Origin of the sequence: Spirillospora sp. NPDC029432, from assembly GCF_040703975.1 — a bacterium.
Classification (GTDB): Bacteria; Actinomycetota; Actinomycetes; order Streptosporangiales; family Streptosporangiaceae; genus Spirillospora.
This window is the reverse complement of sequence record NZ_JBEZWH010000007.1, coordinates 72,844-94,811: the sequence shown is the minus strand read 5'-3', so window position 1 is coordinate 94,811 and position 21,968 is coordinate 72,844. Positions and strand designations below refer to the sequence as shown.

26 protein-coding genes are annotated in these 21,968 nt (G+C 71.8%); 11 read left to right on the top strand and 15 right to left on the bottom strand.

Annotated elements, in window-relative coordinates; all coding sequences use genetic code 11:
• Positions 1-23: 23 nt before the first annotated feature.
• On the bottom strand, positions 24-632 hold the full coding sequence (locus AB0881_RS07850; protein WP_366615181.1) for a DNA starvation/stationary phase protection protein: 609 nt from the start codon (positions 630-632) through the stop codon (positions 24-26).
• Positions 633-702: 70 nt separating this feature from the next.
• A complete protein-coding gene (locus AB0881_RS07845) occupies positions 703-2,097 on the bottom strand; it encodes an MFS transporter (RefSeq protein WP_366615179.1) in 1,395 nt (464 codons plus the stop codon).
• 94 nt (positions 2,098-2,191) lie between these two features.
• Between AB0881_RS07845 and AB0881_RS07840 the strand changes: the two genes are divergently transcribed.
• Both AB0881_RS07840 and AB0881_RS07835 read left to right on the top strand, forming a co-directional pair.
• Entirely contained in the window at positions 2,192-2,782 is a 591-nt protein-coding gene (locus tag AB0881_RS07840; RefSeq protein WP_366615178.1) for a TetR/AcrR family transcriptional regulator, read from the top strand.
• Positions 2,783-2,844: 62 nt separating this feature from the next.
• The gene (locus AB0881_RS07835; protein ID WP_366615177.1) at positions 2,845-3,591 is read left to right on the top strand and encodes a hypothetical protein; all 747 of its coding nucleotides are present in this window, start codon (positions 2,845-2,847) and stop codon (positions 3,589-3,591) included.
• Between the two features lie 26 nt (positions 3,592-3,617).
• Here AB0881_RS07835 and AB0881_RS07830 read toward each other — a convergent pair whose 3' ends face one another.
• A complete protein-coding gene (locus AB0881_RS07830; RefSeq protein ID WP_366615175.1) occupies positions 3,618-4,196 on the bottom strand; it encodes a helix-turn-helix domain-containing protein in 579 nt (192 codons plus the stop codon).
• A 112-nt stretch (positions 4,197-4,308) separates the two neighbouring features.
• Between AB0881_RS07830 and AB0881_RS07825 the strand changes: the two genes are divergently transcribed.
• The 5 genes from AB0881_RS07825 to AB0881_RS07805 all read left to right on the top strand — a co-directional run bounded on the left by AB0881_RS07825 (position 4,309) and on the right by AB0881_RS07805 (position 7,584).
• The gene (locus AB0881_RS07825) at positions 4,309-5,091 is read left to right on the top strand and encodes an SDR family oxidoreductase (RefSeq protein ID WP_366615174.1); all 783 of its coding nucleotides are present in this window, start codon (positions 4,309-4,311) and stop codon (positions 5,089-5,091) included.
• Positions 5,092-5,172: 81 nt separating this feature from the next.
• Positions 5,173-6,213 carry a BtrH N-terminal domain-containing protein gene (locus AB0881_RS07820; RefSeq protein WP_366615172.1) on the top strand — a complete coding sequence of 347 codons (1,041 nt, stop codon included), beginning with the start codon at positions 5,173-5,175 and terminating at the stop codon, positions 6,211-6,213.
• An 86-nt stretch (positions 6,214-6,299) separates the two neighbouring features.
• Positions 6,300-6,692, top strand: coding sequence for a VOC family protein (locus AB0881_RS07815; protein ID WP_366615171.1), 393 nt, complete (start codon positions 6,300-6,302; stop codon positions 6,690-6,692).
• A gap of 16 nt (positions 6,693-6,708) precedes the next feature.
• Entirely contained in the window at positions 6,709-7,275 is a 567-nt protein-coding gene (locus AB0881_RS07810; RefSeq protein WP_366615170.1) for a PadR family transcriptional regulator, read from the top strand.
• A gap of 48 nt (positions 7,276-7,323) precedes the next feature.
• Positions 7,324-7,584, top strand: a complete 261-nt coding sequence (locus AB0881_RS07805) for a hypothetical protein (RefSeq protein WP_366615168.1) — start codon at positions 7,324-7,326, stop codon at positions 7,582-7,584.
• A 50-nt stretch (positions 7,585-7,634) separates the two neighbouring features.
• Here the strand turns inward: AB0881_RS07805 and AB0881_RS07800 are convergent, their stop codons facing one another.
• A complete protein-coding gene (locus AB0881_RS07800) occupies positions 7,635-8,576 on the bottom strand; it encodes an NADP-dependent oxidoreductase (RefSeq protein ID WP_366615166.1) in 942 nt (313 codons plus the stop codon).
• 50 nt (positions 8,577-8,626) lie between these two features.
• Here AB0881_RS07800 and AB0881_RS07795 point away from each other — a divergent pair, with 50 nt between their 5' ends.
• Positions 8,627-9,253 (top strand): helix-turn-helix domain-containing protein, encoded by a 627-nt coding sequence (locus tag AB0881_RS07795; protein ID WP_366615164.1) that lies wholly within the window; start codon positions 8,627-8,629, stop codon positions 9,251-9,253.
• 38 nt (positions 9,254-9,291) lie between these two features.
• On the opposite strand, the gene AB0881_RS07790 is transcribed toward AB0881_RS07795, so the two are convergent.
• From AB0881_RS07790 to AB0881_RS07775, 4 genes are all read right to left on the bottom strand, one after another.
• Positions 9,292-9,501: a DUF397 domain-containing protein gene (locus AB0881_RS07790; RefSeq protein WP_366615163.1), complete on the bottom strand. Its 210-nt coding sequence runs from the start codon at positions 9,499-9,501 to the stop codon at positions 9,292-9,294.
• A gap of 124 nt (positions 9,502-9,625) precedes the next feature.
• Complete coding sequence (locus tag AB0881_RS07785; RefSeq protein ID WP_366615384.1) at positions 9,626-9,826, bottom strand: DUF397 domain-containing protein; 201 nt, start codon at positions 9,824-9,826, stop codon at positions 9,626-9,628.
• Between the two features lie 91 nt (positions 9,827-9,917).
• Complete coding sequence (locus tag AB0881_RS07780) at positions 9,918-10,127, bottom strand: DUF397 domain-containing protein (RefSeq protein ID WP_366615161.1); 210 nt, start codon at positions 10,125-10,127, stop codon at positions 9,918-9,920.
• Positions 10,124-10,945, bottom strand: a complete 822-nt coding sequence (locus tag AB0881_RS07775) for a helix-turn-helix transcriptional regulator (RefSeq protein ID WP_366615160.1) — start codon at positions 10,943-10,945, stop codon at positions 10,124-10,126. The genes AB0881_RS07780 and AB0881_RS07775 overlap by 4 nt, the downstream gene beginning before the upstream one ends.
• A gap of 149 nt (positions 10,946-11,094) precedes the next feature.
• Here AB0881_RS07775 and AB0881_RS07770 point away from each other — a divergent pair, with 149 nt between their 5' ends.
• Positions 11,095-11,334 (top strand): hypothetical protein, encoded by a 240-nt coding sequence (locus AB0881_RS07770; protein ID WP_366615158.1) that lies wholly within the window; start codon positions 11,095-11,097, stop codon positions 11,332-11,334.
• 402 nt (positions 11,335-11,736) lie between these two features.
• Here the strand turns inward: AB0881_RS07770 and AB0881_RS07765 are convergent, their stop codons facing one another.
• Both AB0881_RS07765 and AB0881_RS07760 read right to left on the bottom strand, forming a co-directional pair.
• A complete protein-coding gene (locus AB0881_RS07765; protein ID WP_366615156.1) occupies positions 11,737-13,176 on the bottom strand; it encodes an MFS transporter in 1,440 nt (479 codons plus the stop codon).
• Complete coding sequence (locus AB0881_RS07760) at positions 13,173-14,375, bottom strand: M20 family metallopeptidase (RefSeq protein WP_366615155.1); 1,203 nt, start codon at positions 14,373-14,375, stop codon at positions 13,173-13,175. Before AB0881_RS07760 ends, AB0881_RS07765 begins: the two co-directional genes overlap by 4 nt.
• A 100-nt stretch (positions 14,376-14,475) precedes the next feature.
• On the opposite strand from AB0881_RS07760, the gene AB0881_RS07755 reads away from it, so the two are divergent.
• Positions 14,476-15,600: an Lrp/AsnC family transcriptional regulator gene (locus AB0881_RS07755; RefSeq protein WP_366615154.1), complete on the top strand. Its 1,125-nt coding sequence runs from the start codon at positions 14,476-14,478 to the stop codon at positions 15,598-15,600.
• Here the strand turns inward: AB0881_RS07755 and AB0881_RS07750 are convergent.
• The 5 genes from AB0881_RS07750 to AB0881_RS07730 form a co-directional block, all read right to left on the bottom strand.
• A complete protein-coding gene (locus tag AB0881_RS07750; RefSeq protein WP_366615152.1) occupies positions 15,590-16,882 on the bottom strand; it encodes an ABC transporter substrate-binding protein in 1,293 nt (430 codons plus the stop codon). The two genes, AB0881_RS07755 and AB0881_RS07750, sit on opposite strands and share 11 nt — an antisense overlap.
• Before the next feature lie 4 nt (positions 16,883-16,886).
• Positions 16,887-17,921 (bottom strand): branched-chain amino acid ABC transporter permease, encoded by a 1,035-nt coding sequence (locus AB0881_RS07745; protein ID WP_366615150.1) that lies wholly within the window; start codon positions 17,919-17,921, stop codon positions 16,887-16,889.
• Positions 17,922-18,025: 104 nt separating this feature from the next.
• Positions 18,026-18,907 (bottom strand): branched-chain amino acid ABC transporter permease, encoded by an 882-nt coding sequence (locus AB0881_RS07740; RefSeq protein ID WP_366615148.1) that lies wholly within the window; start codon positions 18,905-18,907, stop codon positions 18,026-18,028.
• 1 nt (position 18,908) lies between these two features.
• Complete coding sequence (locus AB0881_RS07735; RefSeq protein ID WP_366615146.1) at positions 18,909-19,643, bottom strand: ABC transporter ATP-binding protein; 735 nt, start codon at positions 19,641-19,643, stop codon at positions 18,909-18,911.
• A 73-nt stretch (positions 19,644-19,716) separates the two neighbouring features.
• Positions 19,717-20,475 (bottom strand): ABC transporter ATP-binding protein, encoded by a 759-nt coding sequence (locus tag AB0881_RS07730; RefSeq protein WP_366615145.1) that lies wholly within the window; start codon positions 20,473-20,475, stop codon positions 19,717-19,719.
• 167 nt (positions 20,476-20,642) lie between these two features.
• Here AB0881_RS07730 and AB0881_RS07725 point away from each other — a divergent pair, with 167 nt between their 5' ends.
• Positions 20,643-21,953, top strand: coding sequence for a helix-turn-helix domain-containing protein (locus tag AB0881_RS07725; protein ID WP_366615143.1), 1,311 nt, complete (start codon positions 20,643-20,645; stop codon positions 21,951-21,953).
• Positions 21,954-21,968: the final 15 nt, after the last annotated feature.

The following is a 21,968-nucleotide window of genomic DNA, read 5'->3' as shown; positions in this document are numbered from 1 at the left end:
CCGTCCAGGGATGAGCGGGCCGGTCAGCGGTGGCCGTTGTGCGGGGCCTCGACGAGCGGGGTGTCGACCAGGTGCTCGATCAGGAACCACGTCTGCAGCTCGTGGGTGCGGATGACCTCGGAGACGAGCAGGTCGTTGGTGCCGTCGTCGCCCATGTCCTGGGCGCGGGCGGCGGCGTCGTGGGCGGCGACCAGGATCGTCTCGTGCCCCGCGATCAGGCGCGAGAGCATCGCCGGGACCTCCTCGGCGCCGTCCGGCGGGCGCGGGATGACGGTGATCTCGGCGACGTGCCGGGGGTCGCCGACGGCGACGCCGCCCAGCGTCTGCACCCGTTCGGCGATGGTGTCGACCAGCTGCACCTGCTCCTCGGCGTGCTTGTCGAGGAGCAGGTGCAGCTGGTAGAACGTCGGGCCGCGCATCAGCCAGTGGTGCTTCTTGTAGAGGCTGTAGAGGATCTGGCTGTCGGCGAGGATCTGGTTGAGCCGCTGGCAGGAGTACATCCGCGCGTCGAACGAGAGCCCGAGCGGGAACATCCGTACCGTGCCGAACTCCTGGATCTCGCGGCCGTCGGTGTGCACCCACGGTTCGCTGGACGCCTTCGCGGATGACTTCTTGGTGCGCTGGGTGGCCAACGGAACACTCCCTCGTCGTACGGAACGTCTCGGGACGCCCCGTTCCCGGAGGACGTTCACGGCATGGCCATCACCCGGCCAAATCGCCATCGCCGGCCGGGCGGCGCGGCGGGATCAGGACGGTGGCCACGAGGGCCGCGACGGCGGCGGTGGACGCCGCGACGACGAAGCCGTTCGTGAAGCCGGAGAGGGTATCGCCGACGAGGCTGGCGGCCGCGACGCTGGAGATGACGGCGGCGCCGATCGAGGCGCCGAACTCGTGGAACGTGCTGACGATGCCCGACGCGATGCCGGACTCGTGCGGCGCCACCTGGCCGAGCGCGGTCGCCGAGGCGACGACGAAGATCGCGCCGGTGCCGGCGCCCGCGACGGCCGTGCCGATCGCGACGGTGACGGGCTGCATGGAGAGGGCGGGCAGCGCCAGGCCGGCCGCGGCGACGAGGAGCCCGGCGACGCCGAGCGGGCGTGCTCCCACCCCGGCGATGGCGCGGCCGGTGAGGTTGGCGCCGAGCATCGTGGCGACCGCGACCGGGAGGAACAGCAGGCCGGTCTGGAGGGCCCCGAGATCGCGCGCGTGCTGGAAGTAGAACGTGCCGAGGAAGAACACGGCGATCATCAGGGCGGTCGCGATCAGGATGAGGAACGTGCCGGTGGTCACCGGGCGCCTGGCCAGCAGCGCGATGTCCATCATGGGTGACCCGGCCGTCTTCTGCCGCGCGACGAACGCCAGGTAGCCGATCGCGGCGGTCAGGACGAGCCACCCGGTCGCGGCGGTGAGCCAGCCGTCCTCGCCGGCGCGGATCAGCGCGTAGATCAGGGTGCCGGACGCGGCGGTGACGAGGACCGCGCCGAGGACGTCGAGCCGCGGGCGCGGCGCGGCGGTGCTCCGGTGCGGCAGCATCCGGGCCAGCGCCGCGATGATCACGAGCCCGATCGGCACGTTCACGAAGAACACCCAGGGCCAGCCCGGGCCGGCGGTGAGCAGCCCGCCGAGCAGGACGCCGAGGGCCGCGCCGCCGCCGCCGAGCGCGGACCAGACGCCGAGCGCCTTGTTGCGCTCGTCGCCGTCGAACAGGCCGACGACCAGGGACAGGGCCGCCGGTGACAGCAGCGCCGCGCCCAGTCCCTGCGCGACGCGGCCGCCGAGGAGGACGCCGGCCGTTCCGGCGAATCCGGTCACCAGTGACGCCGCGGTGAAGATCAGCAGGCCGGCGAGCACCACCCGCTTGGCGCCGATCAGGTCGGCGAGCCGCCCGCCGAGCAGCATCAGGCCGCCGAACGTCAGCGTGTACGCGCTGACCGTCCAGGTCACGGCCTCGCGGCTCAGCTCCAGGTCGGTCTCCATGTGCGGCAGCGCGATCGCCACCACGGTGACGTCGAGGATCAGCATCAGCTGCGCCACCCCGAGGAAGCCCAGGATGCGCCATCGCAGCGGATGGGCCGTTTCGTGGATCTCGTGTGCCATCGTGCACCTCTCCAAACCATAAGTCGTACGTCTGTGTACGACTTTCAAGGCGGAGGCTAACACGTACATTCCCGTACGAGTTAGGATGTGCGGCATGTCCACCACCGCACCCCGGCGCCGTCGCGCGGACGCCGAGCGCAGCATCGCCCGCATCGTTTCCGCAGCCCGCGCGACCCTCGGCCGCGATCCGAACGCGAGCGTCGACGACATCGCCAGGGCCGCCGGAGTGGGACGAATGACGCTTTATGGCCACTTTCGGACACGCGCCGAGCTGGTCGAGGCGGCCCTCGCCGACGCCCTGCGCGCCGGCGAGGAGGTGCTGGCCGCTGTGGACCTCACCGGCGACGCCCGGGAGGTGCTGGCCCGGCTGCTCGAATCCAGCTGGTCGCTGGTGGCCGAGTCCACGGCCCTGCTGACGGCCGCCCAGGACGTGCTTCCCGCCGGACGCATCCGCCAGCTGCACGATGCCCCGGCGAACCGCGTCGAGGAGCTCGTGCGCCGGGGCCAGGACGAGGGCGCGTTCCGGACGGACCTGCCGCTCAGCTGGCTGGTCGGCGTCATCCACTACGTATTGCAGGGTGCCGCCGAGGAGCGCCGGGCCGGCCGCCTGAAGGAAGAGGAGGTCGCCGCCACCGTCACCGCGACGGTGAAGGCGATCCTGGCCGCGCCCGTCCGGAAGGGGTAGACGGGGGACGTCCGGAACCAGAAGAATCGAACGAGATTCGGTTCGAGGAGAGGACGGCGGGGATGCGGGAGATCGCGGCGGCGGCGGGCAAGCCGATCGGGCGCCTGGGCGGAGCGTTCATGATCTCCCGGGAGGCGAAGGCCTTCGCGGCGGAGGCGGGGCTGGACGGCTGGGCGCCGTACTTCCGCGGCCGCTTCGGCGTCCTCGGCGACGTCCACCCGGACGTCATCGCGTCCGCGGCCGGCTTCTTCCCGGTCGAGGCCGTCCGGGCCGCGTGGGACGCGGGCGCCGCGCTCCCCGCCGCGACGGCCGCCGCCCGGTACGCGGCCGTGGCCCACGAGTTCGGCCGCCGCAAGCTGGCCGATTTCGCCGAGTCGGAGCGCCTGGCCGAACTGCTCAAGCGCGTCGCGGACGGCGCGGACGTCGCCGCCGCGCCGGTGTTCGCCGGCTGGCGCGCGATCGACCTGCCCGAGGACGCCGCCGCCCGCGTGATCCAGCTCGCCCATGTCGTACGCGAGCTCCGCGGCGGCCTGCACGTCGCCGCGGTCCTGGCGAGCGGGCTGACCTCGCTGGAGGCCGTGGTGAGCGGCCGCTCGGACCTGCTCCCCTCCGGCGAGGCGAACGCCGAGTACTTCGGCTGGCCGCGCCCGTACCCCGAGGTGACGGACGAGATCCGGCGCCGCCGCGCCGCCGCGGAGGAGCTGACCGACGAGCTGATGGTCCCCGCGTTCGCGGTCCTCGACGAGGCCGAGGCCGCCGAACTGGTCGCCCTCCTCGAAAAGGCGGACAAGGCCGTCTTCGGCGGCTGACCTTCCCTTCCCCTACCCTCGGCCCTTCAGGCGGCGATGCCGTGCAGGAGGGTGTCGACGACCAGCGTTGACAGCGCGTCCACGTCAGCGCGGTCGTCGCGCTGCGTGGCCTCGTGGATAAGGGCGTAGTAGAACCGGCGGGCCCATTCGAGGTCGACGCCGGGACGGACCAGGCCGGTCTCCTGCGCGCGCCGGAAGAGCCGGTCGCACTTGGCCACGACGTCGGCGTGGACGCGGACGACCTCGGGATCGGCGGAGAACGCGGCCCGGTTCATGGCGTACCCCCAGCCGATCTTGACCTCCAGCACCCGCGCGGTCACCCGGTGCAGGACGACCAGCGGCGGCGCCGTGTCGGACGCGGTGGCGTCGACCGCCGCGGCGAACTGCCGGGCCGCCCACGCGGTCAGCGCGTCGAGCAGCGCCTCGCGCGTGGCGAACCGCCGGTGCACGGTCGTCCGCGCGACCCCGGCGGCCTCGGCGATCTGCTCCATGGTGGCGGCGGGATCGGCGGAGAGGACCCGTTCGGCCGCCTCCAGGATCGTGCGCACGGTGCGTTCGGCGTCCGCGCGTAGCGGCCTGCCTCCGGACGCCTGCTGTTTCGTCACCGGAAAACACTACATGTGAGTGGCGCTATGACCAAGACTTGCATCATTCATGTTGCAAGTTCTAGGTTAGCCGCATCGAAGTTGACGCAATAGAAGCGAGGAGCTGATCGCCATGGATCTGAGGCTGGACGGGAAGACCGCCGTGGTGACCGGAGCGAGCCGCGGCATCGGGCTGGCCACGGTGGAGGCGCTGGCGGTGGAGGGCATGCGCGTGGTCGCCGCGGCCCGTACCGCAACACCCGAACTGGAGAGGACCGGCGCGATCGTGGTGCCGGCCGACCTGTCCGACCCGGAGGCCCCGGGCCGCCTGATCGAGACGGCGCTCGCGGAGCTCGGCGAGCTGGACCTGCTGGTCAACAACGTCGGCGGCGGGGACGGCGGCGGCGCGGGCGGGTTCCTCTCGTTCGACGACCGGGTGTGGGAGGAGATCTACGGGCTGAACCTCTTCGCCGCCGTGCGGGCGACGCGCGCCGCGATGCCGAGCCTGCTGCGGCGGCGCGGCGCCGTCGTCAACGTCTCGTCGAACGGGGCGCGGATCCCGCACGCGGGGCCCGTCCCGTACACGACCGCGAAGGCGGCGCTGACGGCGTTCGGGAAGGCGCTGTCGGAGGAGTTCGGGCCGCGGGGGGTACGGGTCAACACGGTGTCGCCCGGCCCGGTGCGCACCGCCATGTGGGAGTCCCCGGACGGCTACGGCGCCGGGCTGGCCGCGGCCATGGGCCTGGAACTGGAGCAGCTCGTGGCGGGCCTGCCCGCGGCGATGGGCGTGACCACGGGACGCCTGGTGGAACCGGCGGAGGTGGCGGCGCTCATCGCCTACCTCGCCTCGCCGCTCGCGGCCAGCACCACCGGCGCCGACCACCTCATCGACGGCGGTGCCGTCAAGACGGCCTGAGCGGCGCCGGATCATCGCGCGTACCGGTGGTCAAAAGGGGCCGAACGTGGTTCGGTGAACCGGGACGACGGGAGGCGCCGGGTGACCGCGACGATGATCGAGGACTTTCCGCACCGGATGGCGGGCCACTGCGGGTCGGGCGCGCTGCGCGACCTGCTCGACTGGGCGGGGCTCGGCTGGCAGGGCCCGCCGAGCGAACCGCTCGTGTTCGGGCTCGGCGGCGCGCTGGACTTCAAGTTCCTCCGGATCCCCGGCCTGGAACCGCCGGTCTACCTCGGCGGCCGCACCCTGGACCTGGAGTTCGACCTCTGTCACCGCCTGGGGATCGAGGTCGAGCACCGGCGGACCGACGACGCCGCGGAGGGCTGGTCCTGGGTCGCCGCCGAGCTGGACGCCGGGCGTCCCGTCATGGTGTGGGCGGACATCCTGCGGCTCCCGTACCTGCGCGTACGGCTGACCAACACCCGTCACGACATCGTCGTGGTCGGGTACGACGCCGGGGCGGGGGTCGCCTGGGTCGCCGACAACGACCGCGAGGACATCCAGCGGGTCCCGCTCGAAGCGCTCGCCCATGCCCGGAACTCGCACGGCTTCCCGCACCCGAACCGGCACTCCACGTTCCCGATGCGCTTCCCGGAGCGGCTGCCCGACCTGCTCCCCGCGGCCCGGGACGCGGCGGCGGACGCGGTGGCGACCATGAGCGGCGAGCACGAGGAGACCGGCGAGCCGCCACTGGAGATCGCGGGCGTCGCGTCCGGGCTGGCCGGCGTCCGGGAGTTCGCCGCCGAGGTGGCCGGCTGGCCCGGCCTGCACGATCCCGGCACGCTGGCCGCGATGTACCGCACCGTACGGATCTGCGTCGAGAAGGCCGGCACCGGCGGCGGCCTCTTCCGCCGCCTCCAGGCCGGCTTCTGCGGCGAGGTCGCGACGATCACGGGGGACGCGCCGTTCCGCCGGGCCGGCGAGGCGTACGCCGCGTGCGCCGAGGCATGGAGCGCCCTGGCGGCCGCGGCCGGCGACCCGGAACCGGACCATGCGGCGGTCGCCAAGAAGGCTGCGGCCATCCCGCCCCTGGAGGAGCGCGCGACCGAGGCCCTCGCCGCCGCGAGCGCGCAGGGCTGAAGACTCACTAATCAAACTTGTCTACCGGCACCGGCCGGGCTACGCTCGACCTCAGTAGCCAAATTTGGCTAGTGAGGAGGACGATCATGCCGACGATCACCCCCTACGTGATGGTGGACAGCGCCAGCGCCTACCGAGACTTCCTGGAGAACGCCTTCGACGCCGAGGTCCGCAACGTCGTACCCCTGCCCGAGGACCCCGACCGGATCATCCACGCCGAGGCGCGCATCGGCACCGGCGTGCTGTTCTTCGCCGACTCGGGCGCCGGCGGCATGCGCTGCCTGACCTCGCCCGACGAGCCGGTGCACGTCCAGCTGTGGACGACCGTGCCCGACCCCGAGACCGTGTTCGCCCGCGCCGTCGCCGCCGGCGCCCGCCCCGCCATGGAGATCACCGCGCAGGAGGACGGTGCCCGCATGGGCGGCTTCGTCGACCCGTTCGGCACACTGTGGTGGCTCAGCACCGAAGCCCCCGCCTGAGAACGGAGAACGGCGCATGTCGGCGGTCCGCCTGCTCGTGCTCGGCGCGGTACGGCGCCGCGGCCGGGCGCACGGCTACCAGGTGCGCGCCGACCTGGAGTCCTGGGGCGCGCACGAGTGGTCCAGCGCCGCGTCCGGGTCCGTCTACCACGCGCTCAGGGCGATGACCGGGCAGGGCCTGCTGCTCCTGCACGAGACCACCCCGAGCGCCGCGGGCGGGCCGCCGCGCATGGAGTACGAGCTGACCGGGGAGGGCGAGCGGGCGTACCTCGCCCTCCTCCGCCGGGCGCTCGCCGACCGCGATCCGCGGCTCGACCTCCTCGCCGCCGCCGTTGGCCTCATCGACGACCTCCCGCGCGCGGAGGCCGTCGAGCTGCTGCGGCGGCGGACCGAGGCGATGGACGAGTGGCGTGAGAGCGTCACCGAGCACCTGCCGCCCGGCACCGACCTGGACGACTGGGGCCCGATCGGCGAGGTCGTCGGCCTGTGGCTGCACACCGCCGAAAGCCGCGCGAAGTGGACGCGCCGCCTGATCCGCCGTCTCGAAGACGGCGCCTTCCGCATGGCGGACGACGAACCCTGATCCCGTACGGGATGGCGCCACCGCGGCCCGGCGCGGGATCATCACCCCATGGGCAAGCGGGCGCGCAAGGAGCCTTGGCCCGGCTCCTGCCCCCGGTGCGGCGGCCGCCAGGAGTACTCCGACCCCTTCGACGCCGCGCTCTGCCCCCGCTGCGACGAGTGGCGGGAGCCCGCCTGCCCGGATCCCCAATGCTCCTTCTGCCGGAACCGCCCGCTCCGTCCCAGCCTGGCGCGCGAACTCCACCCGGACGACCCGGCCCTGCGCCGCGCGGCCAGACTCGCCGCCCGCCGCTCCCGCCGCTCCCGCTGACGCCTAGAGGGCGGGCGGGGTGTCCGCCAGCGCCTCCACGAGTACGGCGGTCAGTGCAGCAGGACGATCTTGCCGCGGGCGTGCCGGGTCTCGCTCAGCTCGTGCGCGGCCGCGGCCTCGGCGAGCGGGAACGCCGCCGCGACCGGCACCCGCAGCCGCCCCCGCTCGGCGAGTTCGGCCCCGGCCCCGAGGCCGTGCAGCGCCATCGTGTCGGCCGCGAAGCCGAGGGGCTCGCCCGGCGCGGTGTGCGACAGGTGGACGCCGTGGGCCGCCGCCGCGGGATCGGGGGCGATCGTCACCACGCGCGCCGGATCCCCCGCGATCGCGACCAGGTCGGGCAGCGCCCCTCCGGCGCAGTCGAACACCGCGTCCACGCCGCCCGGGGCCAGCGCGCGGACCCGTTCGACCAGCCCGTTCCCGTACACGGTCGGCTCGGCGCCGAGGGAGCGCAGGAAGTCGTGGTTGCGCTCGCTCGCCGTGCCGACGACCCGCGCGCCGCGGGCGGCCGCGAGCTGGACGGCGATCGTCCCGACCCCGCCGGCCGCGCCCTGCACCAGCACGGTGTGCCCGGCGCCGACCCCGAGCCGGTCCAGGACCCGGGTGGACGTCTCGACGCCGCCCGCCGCACCGCCCGCCTCCGTCCAGCTCCACGCCGCCGGCTTGGGCGCCCAGGCGGCCAGGACCGCGCGGTCGGCGTTGGCGCCGCGCACGGCCATCGGGGCCAGGCCGTACACCTCGTCGCCGATCCCGACGCCCGTGACTCCGGCGCCGACCTCGTCCACGACACCCGCGGCCTCCATCCCCATCCGATACGGGAACGCCCCCGTCATCGCCTCGCGCATCCTCCCGGCTCGGATGGACGTCTCGCCCGCCGATATCCCGGACGCCCGTACGGCGACGCGGATCTCCCCGGGCCCGGCGTGCGGCGCCTCGACCTCGGCGACCTCCAGGACGCCGGGCGGGCCGTACTCGGAAAACTGCACTGCTCTCATGCCTCCGGACCGTAACGGAACACCCCGTCCGTTTAGCTAAAGTGAGAGAGGTGAAGCCCGAAGTGACGCACAAGCTGCGCTCGGACGCCAGCGACAACCGCGCCCGGATCCTCGCGGTGGCCCGGCTGGCGTTCGCGACCGAGGGCCTCGACGTACCGATCAGGGAGATCGCCCGCCGGTCCGAGGTGGGCCCGGCGACCGTCTACCGGCACTTCCCGACCAAGGAGGCCCTGTTCACCGCCGCCTTCGCCGAGCAGATGACCGTGTGCTCCGCGGTCGTCGAGGAGGGCCTGGCGGCCGCCGACCCGTGGCGCGGCCTCTGCCTGGTGATCGAGAGACTCCTGGAGATGCACGCCCTCGACCGCGGCTTCTCCCGCGCGTTCACCTCGCAGTTCCCCCGGACGATCGAGCACTTCACCGCCGACCGCGACCGCACCCTGCGCATGCTGCACGAACTCGTCCGCCGCGCGAAGGAGTCGGGCGACCTGCGTCCGGACATAGTCCTGGAGGACATCGTCCTGGCCCTGATGGCGAACGAGGGCATCCGCGCCGAGGCGGCCGACCTGAGAGTGGCGGCCTCCCGCCGCTTCGCCGCCCTGATCATCCAGTCGTTCCGCGCGGCCCCCTCCCCAACACCCCTCCCACCGGCCGTCCGCCTCCCCCTGACCGTCCGCTAGACCGACCGCGAACGTGCCGCCGCGAGCGGGGCCGGGCGTCAGCCCAGATCGTGCCGACCGGCCTTGACCTGTCGGGCGAACGCGCTCCAGCCGGTGGCGTCGAAGGTGAGCATGGGGCCTTCAGGATCTTTGGAGTCGCGGACAGCGATCGTGGGACCAAGGCCGGCGACCTCGACACAGTCACCACCGTGCTGGTCGCTGCGGCTGCCCTTGCACCATCTCGCGCCCGATAGGTCTGTGGTGCTCATAGCTCCTCCGCATGTTCGCAACTGTGGCGTTGCCGCTCCTGCCTTGAGAGCAGCGTCCCGCTGGAGAGCCGTTCGCGCTTACAACCCGCGAGTACGGGTGAGCTGAGCGCGGACGGGACGTGGTTCAGCTCAGATCGTGGTGACCGGCCTTGATTTGGTGGGTGAACGTGCGCCACCCGGTGGCGTCGAAGGTGAGCATTGGGCCGTGGGGATCTTTGGAGTCGCGTACGGCGATCGTGGGAATGAGGTCCGCGACCTCGACGCATTCGCCGCCTTCATGAGCGCTACGGCTGCTCTTGCGCCATTGGGGGCATGGCATGTCCATGGTGCTCATAGCTCCTCCGCGCCCTGCTGCTGAGCCGCCCGCGCTCGTCATCTGTGAGAACGACGGTGCCGAGCGCGGGCCGGACGCGAGTTCAGCTCAGATCGTGTCGTCCGGTCTTGATCTGGTGGGTGAACGTGCGCCAGGCGGTGGCGTCGAAGGTGAGTGTGGGGCCGTGGGGGTCTTTGGAGTCGCGTACGGCGATCGTGGGATCGAGGTCGGCGATTTCCACACAGTCGCCGCCGTGGTGGTCGCTGTGGCTGCTCTTTCGCCACCGGGTGCCTGACATGTCCGTGGTGCTCATAGCTCCTCCATCAGAGTCTTGATCAAAGCTCGCGACTCCTCGATGTGCAGGGCGTGGCCTCGTATCAAGTCAAACTGTACGAGGTGCATTGCAACGCGGGAAGGCTGGTTGATGAGCACTCCTTCCCCCGCCGACTCTGTGTAGGCGACGCTCGTGCCGTCTTGGAAGCCGAGGACGGTGAAGGTCCCTGCAAGCCCCTCGTGATAGCCGACACTGAGCGGCACGATCTGGACCATGTTGGTGGGGCGTTCGCCGAATTCCAGGAGATGCATGAGCTGCTCGCGCATGATCTCTCGACTGCCGATCAAGCGACGGAGGACCGCCTCGTCCAATATGAACCACGTTCTCGGTCTGTTCCCGTCAGTGAAGACGTCCTGCCGCTTCATGCGTTCCTGCAACAGTCCTTCAACGTTGTCCGGGGCCTCGTTTGCTCCGAGTACGGTCCGGGCGTAGCTCTCAGTCTGAAGCAGCCCGTTCACCAGGTTGGGGCTGAAATTTCGGAGAGTCGCGGCGCGGGACTCGTAGTCGAGGTACTGCGGGAAGCCTGGGGGCATCGTGGACAGGTGGCGGGTCTCGTCGATGTGTCGCCACAGGCGCAGGAACAAGCCGTTCGTCTTGAAGTACGTGTCGAGGTCTTCGGCGAACTTCTGGGACGGGAGGTTCTTGCGGAGTTCGATCTGCCCTACGTACGAGTCTGTGTAGCCGAGAGCCTCGGAAAGGCCGGTCTTCGTCGTGCCGGCTTCCGTTCGCCACGCTTCGAGCTCGTTGGCGAATGTGATGACGGTGGGGATGTCGTAGGGCTCGGTACGTGCGGGCATGGGGGGGCTCCCGGCGTCGAACCTGGCTGGCAGGTTTGGTTGATCTCGGTTCGGGTTTGCGACGTCTGGTGATCGGTCGCTTTCGTAGCGTAGTCATCGCATGTGACAGTGGTCGTACGTTCCGCAAAATCGACACGAGGGTTCCTGGCATGGACGTGCGAAGCAGTCACGAAGATCAGGCGTTGGTCCGGCTCCGTGAAGAGTTCGGCGGGCATCGGATATGGCGGTCGATCCGTTCCGATGGGCGGCTCGGCGAGTGGGTGGCCAGCCTGCACGATCCGGCGGCCGGGGTCACGCCCACGCTGATGTATCCGACGCCTGAGCAACTGCGGGACGCGCTCAAGAACGAGCGCGTATGGGCGGAGAACCGGCGTGACATGAGCTGGTGACGGGTCCTTCGGTCACCGGAAAGAGGCGGCGCGGTCGATGGGCGTCCCCCGGGCGCATCGGCCGTGCCGCTGTTTCGTGTTAGGGGGGAGTGGGGTGCGCAATCAACGGCGTGAGCATCTGGCGGTGTTGGAACGGGCCGTTAGCGCGCGGCTGGGGTGTCGCCTAATACAGCGGCGAGGTGTTCCCGTCCTCTGGGTTATGCGGGACGGGGCCGAACTGGAGATCGGGTGCGATTACCGGGAGGCGCAGTGGTGGTTCGTCTGGGGAGCTGATGGTCGGCTCATTGCTCCTGCTTGCGCGCCTCTGAAGGTGCTTGGTGTGCTGTTGCCTGAGAGAACGGTCGGGGGCTGAAACGGTCGGGCGTGGGAGCGGGCTCACTCTGGGTGAGCCCGCTCGTTCTTCTACGCGTTCTGGGGGACGGGGGTGGTTGTTTCCTGGCGTTGGGCCAGGAGGGCGGCGGCTACGGCCAGGAGGGCGCAGATGCCGCAGGTCACCCAGATCGTGACGTAGCCGCCCTCGCCCGACTCCTTGGCGCCGGGGGCGGTGAAGGCGGTCAGGACCGTTCCGAAGACGCCGCCGGCGAGGGCGCCGCCCAGGGTCTTCACGTTGTTGTAGAGGGCGGTCGCGATGCCGGTACGGGACGGATCGGTCGCCTCGACGATCACCGTGGGCATGGCGCCGAGGGCGGTGCCCATGCCGAGGCCGAGCAGGGACGTCAGCACGGCCATCTGCCAGAGCTGGTCGTGGAACAGCGCGAACGCGAACGTGGCGAGCGCGACCATCCCGAACGACGCCATCAGCGCGCCGCGGTAGCCGAGGAGGCGGGCGGTGTACGGGGTGCACACCGACCCGGCGACGCTGAGGACCAGCGCCGGGAGCATGACCATCGCGATGGACACCGCCGAGAGGCCGAAGCCGTACCCGGCCTCTTCGGGCTTGGCGGCCAGGAACGTGGAGTTCGGCGACTGGCTCCCGAAGTACAGGACGCCGAAGACGAACGAGGCGCCGTAGAACGGGGCGACGTTGCGCCCGGCCATGGCGCGCAGGTCGACGAGGGGTTCGCGGGTGCGCAGCTCGATCCGGACCCAGAGGGCCAGCAGGGCGGCGCCGAGCAGGATCGGGACGAGGGCGGACGCGCTGAGCCAGCCCTTGGAACCGGCCGTGGAGACGCCGGCCATGAGGGCGAGCATGGACAGGCTGAGCGTGCAGATCCCCGGCCAGTCGGCCCGGCCGGCGGCGCGGCGCAGCGACTCGGGCACGGCGACGAACGAGACCGGGACGCAGATCACGGCGAGGGCGGCGGCCAGCCACAGGGCGCCGCGGACGTCGCCGAACGCCTTCTCGGCCATGCCCAGCCCGATGGTGCCGAGCAGGCCGCCGAGGGTGAGCGCGCCGACGAGGCGGGCGATGGCCTTGCGGGCCTGCTCGACCGGCAGCCGGTCGCGGACCAGGGCGATCTCCAGCGGCAGCAGCGCGGCCAGCGGGCCCTGGAGGAAGCGGCCGAGGAGCAGGACGGGGAACGAGGGCGCGACCGCGACCAGCACGCTGCCGATCGCGACGGAGATCAGCGCGACCCGCAGCATGCGCCGGTGCCCGTACAGGTCGCCGAGCCGGCCGAACGCCGGGACGCAGACGGCGGCGGCCAGCAGCTGGACGGAGACGACCCAGGTGAGCGCGGAGTCGGAGACGCCGTGCAGCTCGCCGATGCTGGGCAGGATCGGCGCGATCCCGGCCTGGAGGATCCCGCTGACGATCTCGAACAGCACCAGCAGCCCGACCACGGCGGTGACCGACGCGACGGGGGGCGCCTCGCGGTCCGGGGGCGGGGTGGTGAGGGTCATCGAGCGGTCTCCTGGTCGAGGCGGCGGAGGGCGAGCGCGGCGAGCAGCGCGGCCGCGCCGGGCAGCGCCTCGTCGCCGTAGACGGCCTTCGGGGAGTGGTTCATGGCGGCGGTCGCCGGGTCGACGCCGGCCGGGCAGGCGCTGAGGAAGAGGTACGCGCCGGGGACCTCGCGGAGCACGAACGAGAAGTCCTCGGCCCCGGACATCGGCTTCGGCGCCTCGAAGGCGAGGTCGGCGCCGAAGAGGTCCTGGGCGGTCTCCAGCGCGAACGCGGCCTCGCCGGGATGGTTGACGGTGACCGGGTACTGCTCCTCGTACTCGATGTCGGCCTCCACCCCGTGGGCGGCGGCGACGCCGCGGACGACCCGCTCGACGCCCGCGCGGACCTTCTGGTGGGCCTCGTCGGAGAACGTCCGCACGGTGGCCTGGAAGTACCCCGAGTCGGGGATGACGTTGGCGATCGTGCCCGCGTGGATGTTCCCGACGGTGACGACGGCGGGGTCGTGCGCGTCCATGGTGCGGGTGACCATGGTCTGGAGCTCGCCGACCATGGCGCACAGCGCGGGGATCGGGTCGAGGGCGCTGTGCGGGGACGAGCCGTGCCCGCCGGCGCCGCGGACGGTGACCCGTACCTCGTCGGAGGCGGCGAGGATCGGGCCGGGCCGGGTGATCGCGTAGCCGCTGGGCAGCAGCGTGGAGAAGACGTGCAGCGCGTACGCGGCGGCGACGCGCTCCCCGGCGGCGTCCAGCACCCCCTCGTCGATCATGATCTTGGCGCCGCCCATGCCCTCCTCGCCGGGCTGGAACATGAACACGACGTCCCCGGGCAGCTCCGCCCGCCGCGCGGCGAGCAGCTTCGCGGCCCCGACCAGCCCCGCGACGTGCATGTCGTGGCCGCAGGCGTGCATCTTGCCGGGCACCTGGGAGGCGTACGGGACGTCGGTCTCCTCCTGGACGGGCAGCGCGTCCATGTCGCCGCGCAGCAGGACGGCCGGGCCGGGCCCGCCGCCGCGCAGTACGGCGGTCACCGAGCTGAGGCCCTTGCCGGTGCCGATCTCCAGCGGCAGTCCCTTCAGCGCCGCCAGGACCCGTTCCTGGGTCCGCGGCAGATCGAGGCCGAGTTCCGGCTCCCGGTGCAGGTCATGGCGCAGTTCGGTGAGTTCGGGCAGCAGCGCGGCGGCATCGTCGAGGAGAGGCATGCGGGTATCGTGCGGAGCCGGGCCGCTAGGTCGGCCGATGCGCCGGTTATCGCCGTGAGGGGGCCGTGAAATGCAGGGATCCACCGCTCCCGTGCGGGGCATGCCGGATAGGGACACGGCGTCCCCGGTCATGCTGGACGAGGTCGACTTCCAGATCGTCACCGCGCTCCAGTCGTCGCCGCGCGCCGACTGGCGGCGGGTCGGGCACGCGGTGGGCGTGGACGCCACCACGGCCGCGCGCCGCTGGGCCCGGCTGACCGAGGCCGGGCTGGCGTGGATCAGCTGCTATCCGGGCCTGATCGAGGGCATGGTCACGGTCCCGGCGTTCATCGAGGTGGACTGCGCGCCGGGGATGGCGCACGAGGCGGCCGCCCGGATCGCCGCCGACCCGCACGTGATCAACGTCGAGCATGTGACCGGCCACCGGGACCTGCTGCTGACCGTGCTGCTGTCCGGCCAGGCGCCGCTGTCGCGGTACATCGCGCTGCGGCTGGGCCGGCTGCCGGAGGTGGTGGCGACCCGCACCCAGATCGGGACGGCCGTGTACGCCGAGGGCAGCCGGTGGCGGATCGACCGGCTGGAGGGCCCGGTCGGGGAGCCGTTCCGGGCGGCGCAGGAGCGCGCGGGCCGCGGCCGCGGCGCGATCAAGCGGTCGGACATGGAGCTGGTCCGGCTGCTCGGCTACGACTGCCGGATGCCGGTGGCGCGGCTGGCGGAGCGGACCGGCCTCAGCCCGACGACCGTGCGGCGCAAGCTCCAGCGGCTGGACGCCGACCGCGCCCTCATCTACCGCTGCGAGGTCGCGCGCTTCGCCTCCGGCTGGCCCGTCGCCGTCAGCTACTGGGGCGCGGTCGCGCCCGCCGAGGTCGCCGACGTCGCGGCCCGGCTCGCCGGGCTGCGCGAGATCCGCCTCTGCACGTCCCTGTCGGGCCCGTCGAACCTGCTGTTCACGGTGTGGCTGCGCTCGTACGAGCAGATCCAGGCGTTCGAGGCGGACCTCGGCCGGCGGTTCCCGACGCTGGAGGTCAACGACAGCGCGGTGGCGCTGTGGCCGATGAAGCTGGGCTGCAACATCCTGGATCCCGACGGCCGCCACCTGCGCGCCGTCCCGTTCGAGCCGTGGAGCGACGCCGGCGTCGAGGCCGCGCAGCAGGACCTCCTGGCCCGGCTGCGCGCGCGGCCGGACCAGGAGGACCGAGGGGGACGGGACGCCGTCAGCCGGTGAGCGGGCCGAACACCTTGCGGGTGTCGATGACGTCGCCGAACAGCTCCCAGCGCTCGCCCTTGAACCGCATCATCTGCATCGACTCGATCGGGAAACCGTCACCGTTGCCGGTCGTCATGGTCACGCCGGGCAGCAGCATCGGGACCTGCACGTTGTTGAGGTTGCGCATCGAGTCGCGCAGGCCCTCGCGGGTCGGGCACTTCGCGGCCTGCATCGTCTTGTGGAAGCTGCTCGCCACGGCCCACCCGAACGCGTGGTACGGCACCGACGGGTCGGCGTTCGGCGCGTACTGCTTCATCTTCGCCGTGTAGAGCTTCATCTCCGCGTCGTCCTTCCACTGCGGATCGATCGGATCCTTGTAGTACGTGGCGGAGACGACGTTCTGCACGTTCTTGAAGCCGACCGGGCGCAGCACCGTGATGGACGCGGCCACGTTGTTCACGATGTGCAGCGGGTTCCAGTCGGTGATCTTCGCGTCGGCGGCCAGCGCCTGCGAGCCGAACTTCGGCGTGGTGATGTTGAGGAACACGTCCGCCTTCGAGCCCGCCAGGTTGCGCATCTGCGGCTCGACGCTCGGGTCGGTGACCTCGTAGCTCTGCTCCTGCGCGATCGAGATCTTCGAGCCCTCGATCGCCTTCTTGAAGCCGCCGAGCAGGTCCTTGCCGAAGTCGTCGTTCTGGTAGAGCACCGCGACCTTGGCGTCGGGCTTCTCGGTCTTGAGGTACTGCGCGTACACCCGCGCCTCGGAGATGTAGTTGGGCTGCCAGCCGATCGTCCACGGGTGCTTGGTGTCGGTGCCCCACTTGGACGCGCCGGTCGCCACGAAGATCTGCGGCACCTTGCGCTGGCCGGCGTAGTCCCAGGTCGCGGTGGTCGACGGGGTGCCGAGCGTCTGGAACAGCGCGAACACCTGCTCCTGCTCGACCAGCCGGCGCGCCTCCTCCACGGCCTTCGGCGGCTGGTAGCCGTCGTCGCGCACGACGAACTCGACCTTGCGGCCGCCGATGCCGTTCTGCTCGGCGTTGACGTAGTCGAAGTACGCCTTGATGCCCTTGGGGATGTCGCCGTACGCCGACGCCGGGCCCGACAGCGGGTAGATGCCGCCCAGTTTGATCGCCTTGTCGGTGATGCCGGTCGTCTGCTGGCCCTTGCACTCGCCGGAGGCCGTGGTCCCGCCCTCCTCCTCGCGCCCGCCGCAGGCGGCCGCCGCCGTGGCCGCCAGCAGCACGGCCGCCGACCCCGCCGTCCACCTCGTGAATGAAAGCCGCTGTTCCGCGCGCATGCCGCTACCCCTTCCGGAGGGTCCTGTTGAACGAGTGCGCGGCGCGTCCCGCCAGCCCGGCCAGCCCGGTCGGGGCCACGTACATCACCGCGATGATCAGCAGCCCGAAGATCACGCCCGGCGCCGCCTTGTTGATGTCCTGGGACAGGCTCGGCACGAACATCACGAACAGCCCGCCGAGCACGGGCCCCCAGGTCGACCCCAGGCCGCCGACCACGATCCCGGCCAGCAGCGTGATCGAGAGGTTGACGGTGAACGAGTCGGGCGAGACGAACCCGATCGTCCACGTGTAGAGGCAGCCGGCCGCGCCCGCGAACATCGCGCTCCACGCGAACGCCAGCCGCTTGTACGAGGCCGGCTTCACCCCCATGACCTCGGCCGCCGTCTCGTTGTCGCGGACGGAGTGCAGCGCCCGCCCGACCCGCGACCGCAGCAGGAAGTGCACGACGGCGAACGCCAGCGCGGTCGCCGCCAGCGCCAGGTAGTACAGCCACTGGTCCTCGGCCAGGCCCGTCCAGCCGGGCGCCGCCGGCTTCTCCAGCGTCAGCCCCATCGACCCGCCGGTCACCGACTCGAACCGCTTGAGCAGCGGCACCAGGAAGATCGCGATGGCCAGCGTGACCAGCGCCAGATACAGCCCGCGCAGCCGGGTCGCCGGCACCCCCAGCGCCAGCCCGATCACGAACGCCAGCGCCGCCGCCAGCGGGAACGTCAGCGGGTACGGGAGGTCCCAGTGGTACATCATGATCGCGGTCCCGTACGCGCCGACCGCGAAGAACGCCCCGTGCCCGAGCGAGATCTGCCCGGCGTGCCCGGTCAGCAGGTTCAGCCCGAGCAGCGCCACCGCGTACACCATGACCATCGTGAACTGGAAGACCCGGAACGGCACCAGCTCGAACGGCGCCCGCAGCACCACCAGCAGTACCACGACGGCGAGGATCCACCGCCAGTGCCGGGAGGCGAACCCGGCCATCCGCCCCCGCGCCTCCGGGACGCCCTTCTCCGCGGCCACCGGCTCGTCGTTCGCCGTCGCCTTCACGCTGTGTTCCTCGCGAGCCTCCGGGGCGCTTTCATGGCGCCGCCTTCCCTCGTCGCTCGTCCCTCGTTCCTCGGTCCAGGCGGCCCCGCGCCCCTCCGGCTCGCTCATGCCCTCTCCACCACCGCTCGTCCGAAGAGGCCCTGGGGCCGTAGCAGCAGGACGCCGAGGATGATCGCCAGCGGTACGCCGATCTTCAGGTCGGAGCCGATGAAGCCGACGTACGCGCCGGCCAGCGTCTCGGCCACCCCGACGATCAGCCCGCCGGCCACCGCGCCCGCCGGGCTGTCGAAGCCGCCCAGCGTCGCCGCGGCGAACGCGTAGATCAGGACGCCGCCCATCATGTTCGGCTCCAGGAACAGCAGCGGCGCGACCAGCACCCCCGACACCGCGCCGACCAGGGCGGCCAGGCCCCAGCCGAGCGCGAGCGTCCAGCCGACCCGGATGCCGACCAGCCGCGCCGACTCGGGGTTGGTCGCCACCGCGCGCATCCCCAGGCCGATCTTGGTGTGCCGGAACAGCAGGTAGAGCAGCCCCATCACCGCGCCCACGACGCCCAGCACGCCCAGCGTGGAGTAGCCGACGCTGACCCCGCCGGCCTCCAGCGCGCCGCCCGGGAACGGGTTCGGGAAGTCCTTGATCAGGAACGACCAGATCCAGCCGGCCGCCGCGTTCACGAAGATGAACAGGCCCACGGTCACGATCACGACGGTCAGCTCGGGCGCGCCCTCGACCGGACGGATGATCACCCGTTCGATCAGCATCCCGCCGAGGAACGAGATCGCCAGCGCGAGCAGGAGCGCCAGCCAGAACGGCAGCCCAGCGTCGATGAACGTCCACGCGATGTACGTGGCGAACATGGCCAGCTCGCCCTGCGCGAAGTTGACGATCCCGGTGAACTGGTAGATCAGCACGAGTGCCAGGGCGAGGCTGGCGTAGATGGCGCCCGCCCCCAGCCCGGCGACGATCTGCTGCAGGAAGTCGGCCATGTCAGATCCGGTATCCGAGGTAGGACTGGGCGACCTGCTCGTCGGCCCTGATGTCGTCCGCCGACCCCGACAGCACGATCCGGCCGGTCTCCAGCACGTGCGCCTGCCCGGCGATGCCCAGGGCGAGATGGGCGTTCTGCTCCACGACGACCACGGTGGTGCGCTCCTCCTCGTTGATCGAACGGACGATCCCGAACAGCTCCCGGGTGACCAGCGGCGCCAGCCCGAGCGACGGTTCGTCCAGCAGCAGCAGCCGGGGCCGCGACATCAGCGCGCGGCCGATCGCGAGCATCTGCTGCTCGCCGCCGCTGAGGCTGCCCGCCGCCTGCTTCAGCCGTTCCTTGAGCACGGGGAAGTGCCCGTACACGCGGTCGAGGTCCTTCTGCACCGCGGACCGGTCGCGCCGCGCGAACGCGCCGAGCCGCAGGTTCTCCTCCACGGTCAGCGGCATGAACGTCCCGCGCCCCTCGGGCACGTGCGCCACGCCCTTGCGCGCGACGGTGTCGGGCGAGCGGCCGGACAGCGCCGTCCCGTCCAGCCGTACGGTGCCGCGCCCGCGGACCATCCCGCACAGCGCGCGCAGCAGGGTCGTCTTGCCCGCGCCGTTCGGGCCGAGGATCGCGCAGATCTCGCCCTCCCCGACACGCAGGCTCACCCCATGCAGCACGCGCACGTCGCCGTACCCCGCATGCAGGTCGTCCACGACCAGAAAGTCGTCGCTCGTGCCCTTGCTCATGCCGTCTCCTTGTGGGGGGACGACCGTCCACACCCCCCGGCAACCGCACGCACCATGAACTCGCTTCGCTCCTTCATGCCGCGGTCCCTAGATACGCCTCGATGACCGCCGGATCGCGCTGGACCTCTTCGGGCGGGCCTTCGGCGATCTTCTTGCCGAAGTCGAGGCAGACGACGCGGTCGCAGATCCCCATCACGAAGCCCATGTGGTGCTCCACCACGATCACGGTCACGTCCAGGTCGGCGCGGATGGCGCGCAGCCAGCCGGAGAACTCCTCGACCTCGCCGGAGCTGAGGCCGTTCACCGGCTCGTCCAGGAGCAGCAGGCGGGGGCGGGCGGCGAGGGCGCGGGCCAGCTCGACCCGCTTGAGCGTGCCGAACGGGAGCCCGGCCGCCGGATGGTCGGCGACGCGCGCCAGCTCCAGCCGTTCCAGCACCTCCTCGGCCTCCGCGCGCAGCCGCGCCTCCTCGCGGCGGACGGCCGGCAGCCGCAGGCTCGCCGTGACGAACCCGGCGCGGCCGTGGGTGTGCGCGCCGACCATGACGTTGTCGCGTACGGACATGCGCGGGAACAGCCCGAGGTTCTGGAACGTGCGGGCGATCCCCAGCGGCGCGATCGCGTGCGGCGCCACGGCGAGGAGGTCGCGGCCCTCGTACGCGACCCGTCCCTCGTCGGCGTCGTAGCGGCGGGTCAGGCAGTTGAACAGGGTGGTCTTGCCGGCGCCGTTCGGCCCGATCAGTCCCACCATCTCGCCGCGTTCCACGGCGAAGCCGACGCCGCCGAGCGCGGTGATGCCGCCGAAACGGACGGTCAGGTCGTGTACCTCCAGCATCCGGCCTCCAGAGCGCGGGGGCCGTCAGCGTAAAATCCGCACCTCAGCGCGCACATTGGGCACGGGCACCCAAGATGCGAACAGGGAATTGTCCGTGGAGCACAGCGTCAGTCTCGGACGGGTTACGGCCCGTTGACGCTGGTGCTACAGACATGGATCATCCGGACATGTCCGGTGGTTTCAGCACGGGAACGATCACCGGTGCGGACACGGTCCGTACCGAACGCTCACGGATCCTCGCCGAACTCCTCACCCGCGTCGACGAACTGGCGGACCGCGCGGTCGCGACGATGCGCGCCGAGATCCCCGCGTACCAGGAGCGGGACGACGCGTTCCACGCCGACGTGCGCGAGCAGGTCGCCCGCCACTACCGCACCAAGCTGGCCATCTTCCTGGAGGAGCGGACGGTCACGTTCGAGGACATCGCGTTCACCCGGCGGGCGTCGATGCGGCGCGCCCGCGCCGGGTTCGCGCTGGCCGACTACATCAACGCGTTCCGGGTCGGGCAGCAGGTCTTCTGGGAGGCGGTCGTCGAGCACGCGGGCGCCTCGTACGCCGGCCACGAGGCGGCGCTGACGCTGGCGTCCGCGTTGATGCGGTACTGCGACTTCGCCAGCACGCACGCGGCCAACGCGTACATGGAGTTCCAGCAGTACGCGGCGGCGGAGGCCGTGCGGGAGAGCCGCGACCTGGTGGAGATCCTCCTCGACGGCGAGATGCCCACCCGCGGCCCGCAGCTCGCCACCGCCCACGCGCACGGCCTGGACGCCGGGTCGCGCACCCCGCTGCTGGTCGTGACGGCGATCCTCGTCGGGCCGGAGGCCAAGGCCGACGCGCGGCACATGGCGTGCGCGGCGATCGCCCGTACCGGGGTGAACGGGCACCGCACGCTGTCGGTCGTCCGCCAGTCGGAGATCGTCGCCGTGCCCGCGCTGGGCCCCGCCGGCGACCCCGGACGGCTCTGCGACCGGCTCCAGCGGGTGCAGGAGAACCTGCTGGCCGAGGGCATCGCGCTCGCAATGGGCATCAGCACCGTCGTCGCCGGTACGGCCGAGATCCCGCGCGCGTACCAGGAGGCGCGGGCCGTCCTGGAGTTCCTGCCCGAGGACGGCGGCGTGGCCGCGCTGCCGCGCATCTCGCCGTTCGAGTACATGGCGCTGCGCGCCGACGACACCGCCCGCCACCTCGTCGATCCGCGGATCACCGGGCTGCTCGCCGAGGACCGGATGCGCGGCGGGGTGCTGACCGCGACGATCCGCGCGTTCGCCGCCGCCGACCTCAACCTGCGCGCCGCCGCCGAACGGCTCCAGATCCACCACAACACCGCCCAGTACCGGCTGCGCCGCATCCAGGAGCGGACCGGCCGCAACCTGCGGCACATCACCGATCTGGTGGACCTGCTCGTCGCGATCGCGCTCCAGGACGTCCTGCCGCCCGACCAACCGGGCACCGAAAAGACTGGTCTCCGCGACCAATGAGGGGGATGGGACCAC

What these genes read in the sequence shown, in the direction of transcription:
- AB0881_RS07735 (WP_366615146.1), bottom strand. Translation starts at nt 19,643, where the DNA reads ATGAGCAAGGGCACGAGCGACGACTTTCTGGTCGTGGACGACCTGCAT.
- AB0881_RS07780 (WP_366615161.1), bottom strand. Translation starts at nt 10,127, where the DNA reads ATGAGCACCACGGACATGTCAGGCACCCGGTGGCGAAAGAGCAGCCAC.
- AB0881_RS07790 (WP_366615163.1), bottom strand. Translation starts at nt 9,501, where the DNA reads ATGAGCACCACAGACCTATCGGGCGCGAGATGGTGCAAGGGCAGCCGC.
- AB0881_RS07765 (WP_366615156.1), bottom strand. Translation starts at nt 13,176, where the DNA reads ATGACCCTCACCACCCCGCCCCCGGACCGCGAGGCGCCCCCCGTCGCG.
- AB0881_RS07770 (WP_366615158.1), top strand. Translation starts at nt 11,095, where the DNA reads ATGGACGTGCGAAGCAGTCACGAAGATCAGGCGTTGGTCCGGCTCCGT.
- AB0881_RS07800 (WP_366615166.1), bottom strand. Translation starts at nt 8,576, where the DNA reads ATGAGAGCAGTGCAGTTTTCCGAGTACGGCCCGCCCGGCGTCCTGGAG.
- AB0881_RS07810 (WP_366615170.1), top strand. Translation starts at nt 6,709, where the DNA reads ATGTCGGCGGTCCGCCTGCTCGTGCTCGGCGCGGTACGGCGCCGCGGC.
- AB0881_RS07730 (WP_366615145.1), bottom strand. Translation starts at nt 20,475, where the DNA reads ATGCTGGAGGTACACGACCTGACCGTCCGTTTCGGCGGCATCACCGCG.
- AB0881_RS07845 (WP_366615179.1), bottom strand. Translation starts at nt 2,097, where the DNA reads ATGGCACACGAGATCCACGAAACGGCCCATCCGCTGCGATGGCGCATC.
- AB0881_RS07775 (WP_366615160.1), bottom strand. Translation starts at nt 10,945, where the DNA reads ATGCCCGCACGTACCGAGCCCTACGACATCCCCACCGTCATCACATTC.
- AB0881_RS07805 (WP_366615168.1), top strand. Translation starts at nt 7,324, where the DNA reads ATGGGCAAGCGGGCGCGCAAGGAGCCTTGGCCCGGCTCCTGCCCCCGG.
- AB0881_RS07835 (WP_366615177.1), top strand. Translation starts at nt 2,845, where the DNA reads ATGCGGGAGATCGCGGCGGCGGCGGGCAAGCCGATCGGGCGCCTGGGC.
- AB0881_RS07785 (WP_366615384.1), bottom strand. Translation starts at nt 9,826, where the DNA reads ATGGACATGCCATGCCCCCAATGGCGCAAGAGCAGCCGTAGCGCTCAT.
- AB0881_RS07760 (WP_366615155.1), bottom strand. Translation starts at nt 14,375, where the DNA reads ATGCCTCTCCTCGACGATGCCGCCGCGCTGCTGCCCGAACTCACCGAA.
- AB0881_RS07840 (WP_366615178.1), top strand. Translation starts at nt 2,192, where the DNA reads ATGTCCACCACCGCACCCCGGCGCCGTCGCGCGGACGCCGAGCGCAGC.
- AB0881_RS07740 (WP_366615148.1), bottom strand. Translation starts at nt 18,907, where the DNA reads ATGGCCGACTTCCTGCAGCAGATCGTCGCCGGGCTGGGGGCGGGCGCC.
- AB0881_RS07825 (WP_366615174.1), top strand. Translation starts at nt 4,309, where the DNA reads ATGGATCTGAGGCTGGACGGGAAGACCGCCGTGGTGACCGGAGCGAGC.
- AB0881_RS07750 (WP_366615152.1), bottom strand. Translation starts at nt 16,882, where the DNA reads ATGCGCGCGGAACAGCGGCTTTCATTCACGAGGTGGACGGCGGGGTCG.
- AB0881_RS07755 (WP_366615154.1), top strand. Translation starts at nt 14,476, where the DNA reads ATGCCGGATAGGGACACGGCGTCCCCGGTCATGCTGGACGAGGTCGAC.
- AB0881_RS07815 (WP_366615171.1), top strand. Translation starts at nt 6,300, where the DNA reads ATGCCGACGATCACCCCCTACGTGATGGTGGACAGCGCCAGCGCCTAC.
- AB0881_RS07725 (WP_366615143.1), top strand. Translation starts at nt 20,643, where the DNA reads ATGTCCGGTGGTTTCAGCACGGGAACGATCACCGGTGCGGACACGGTC.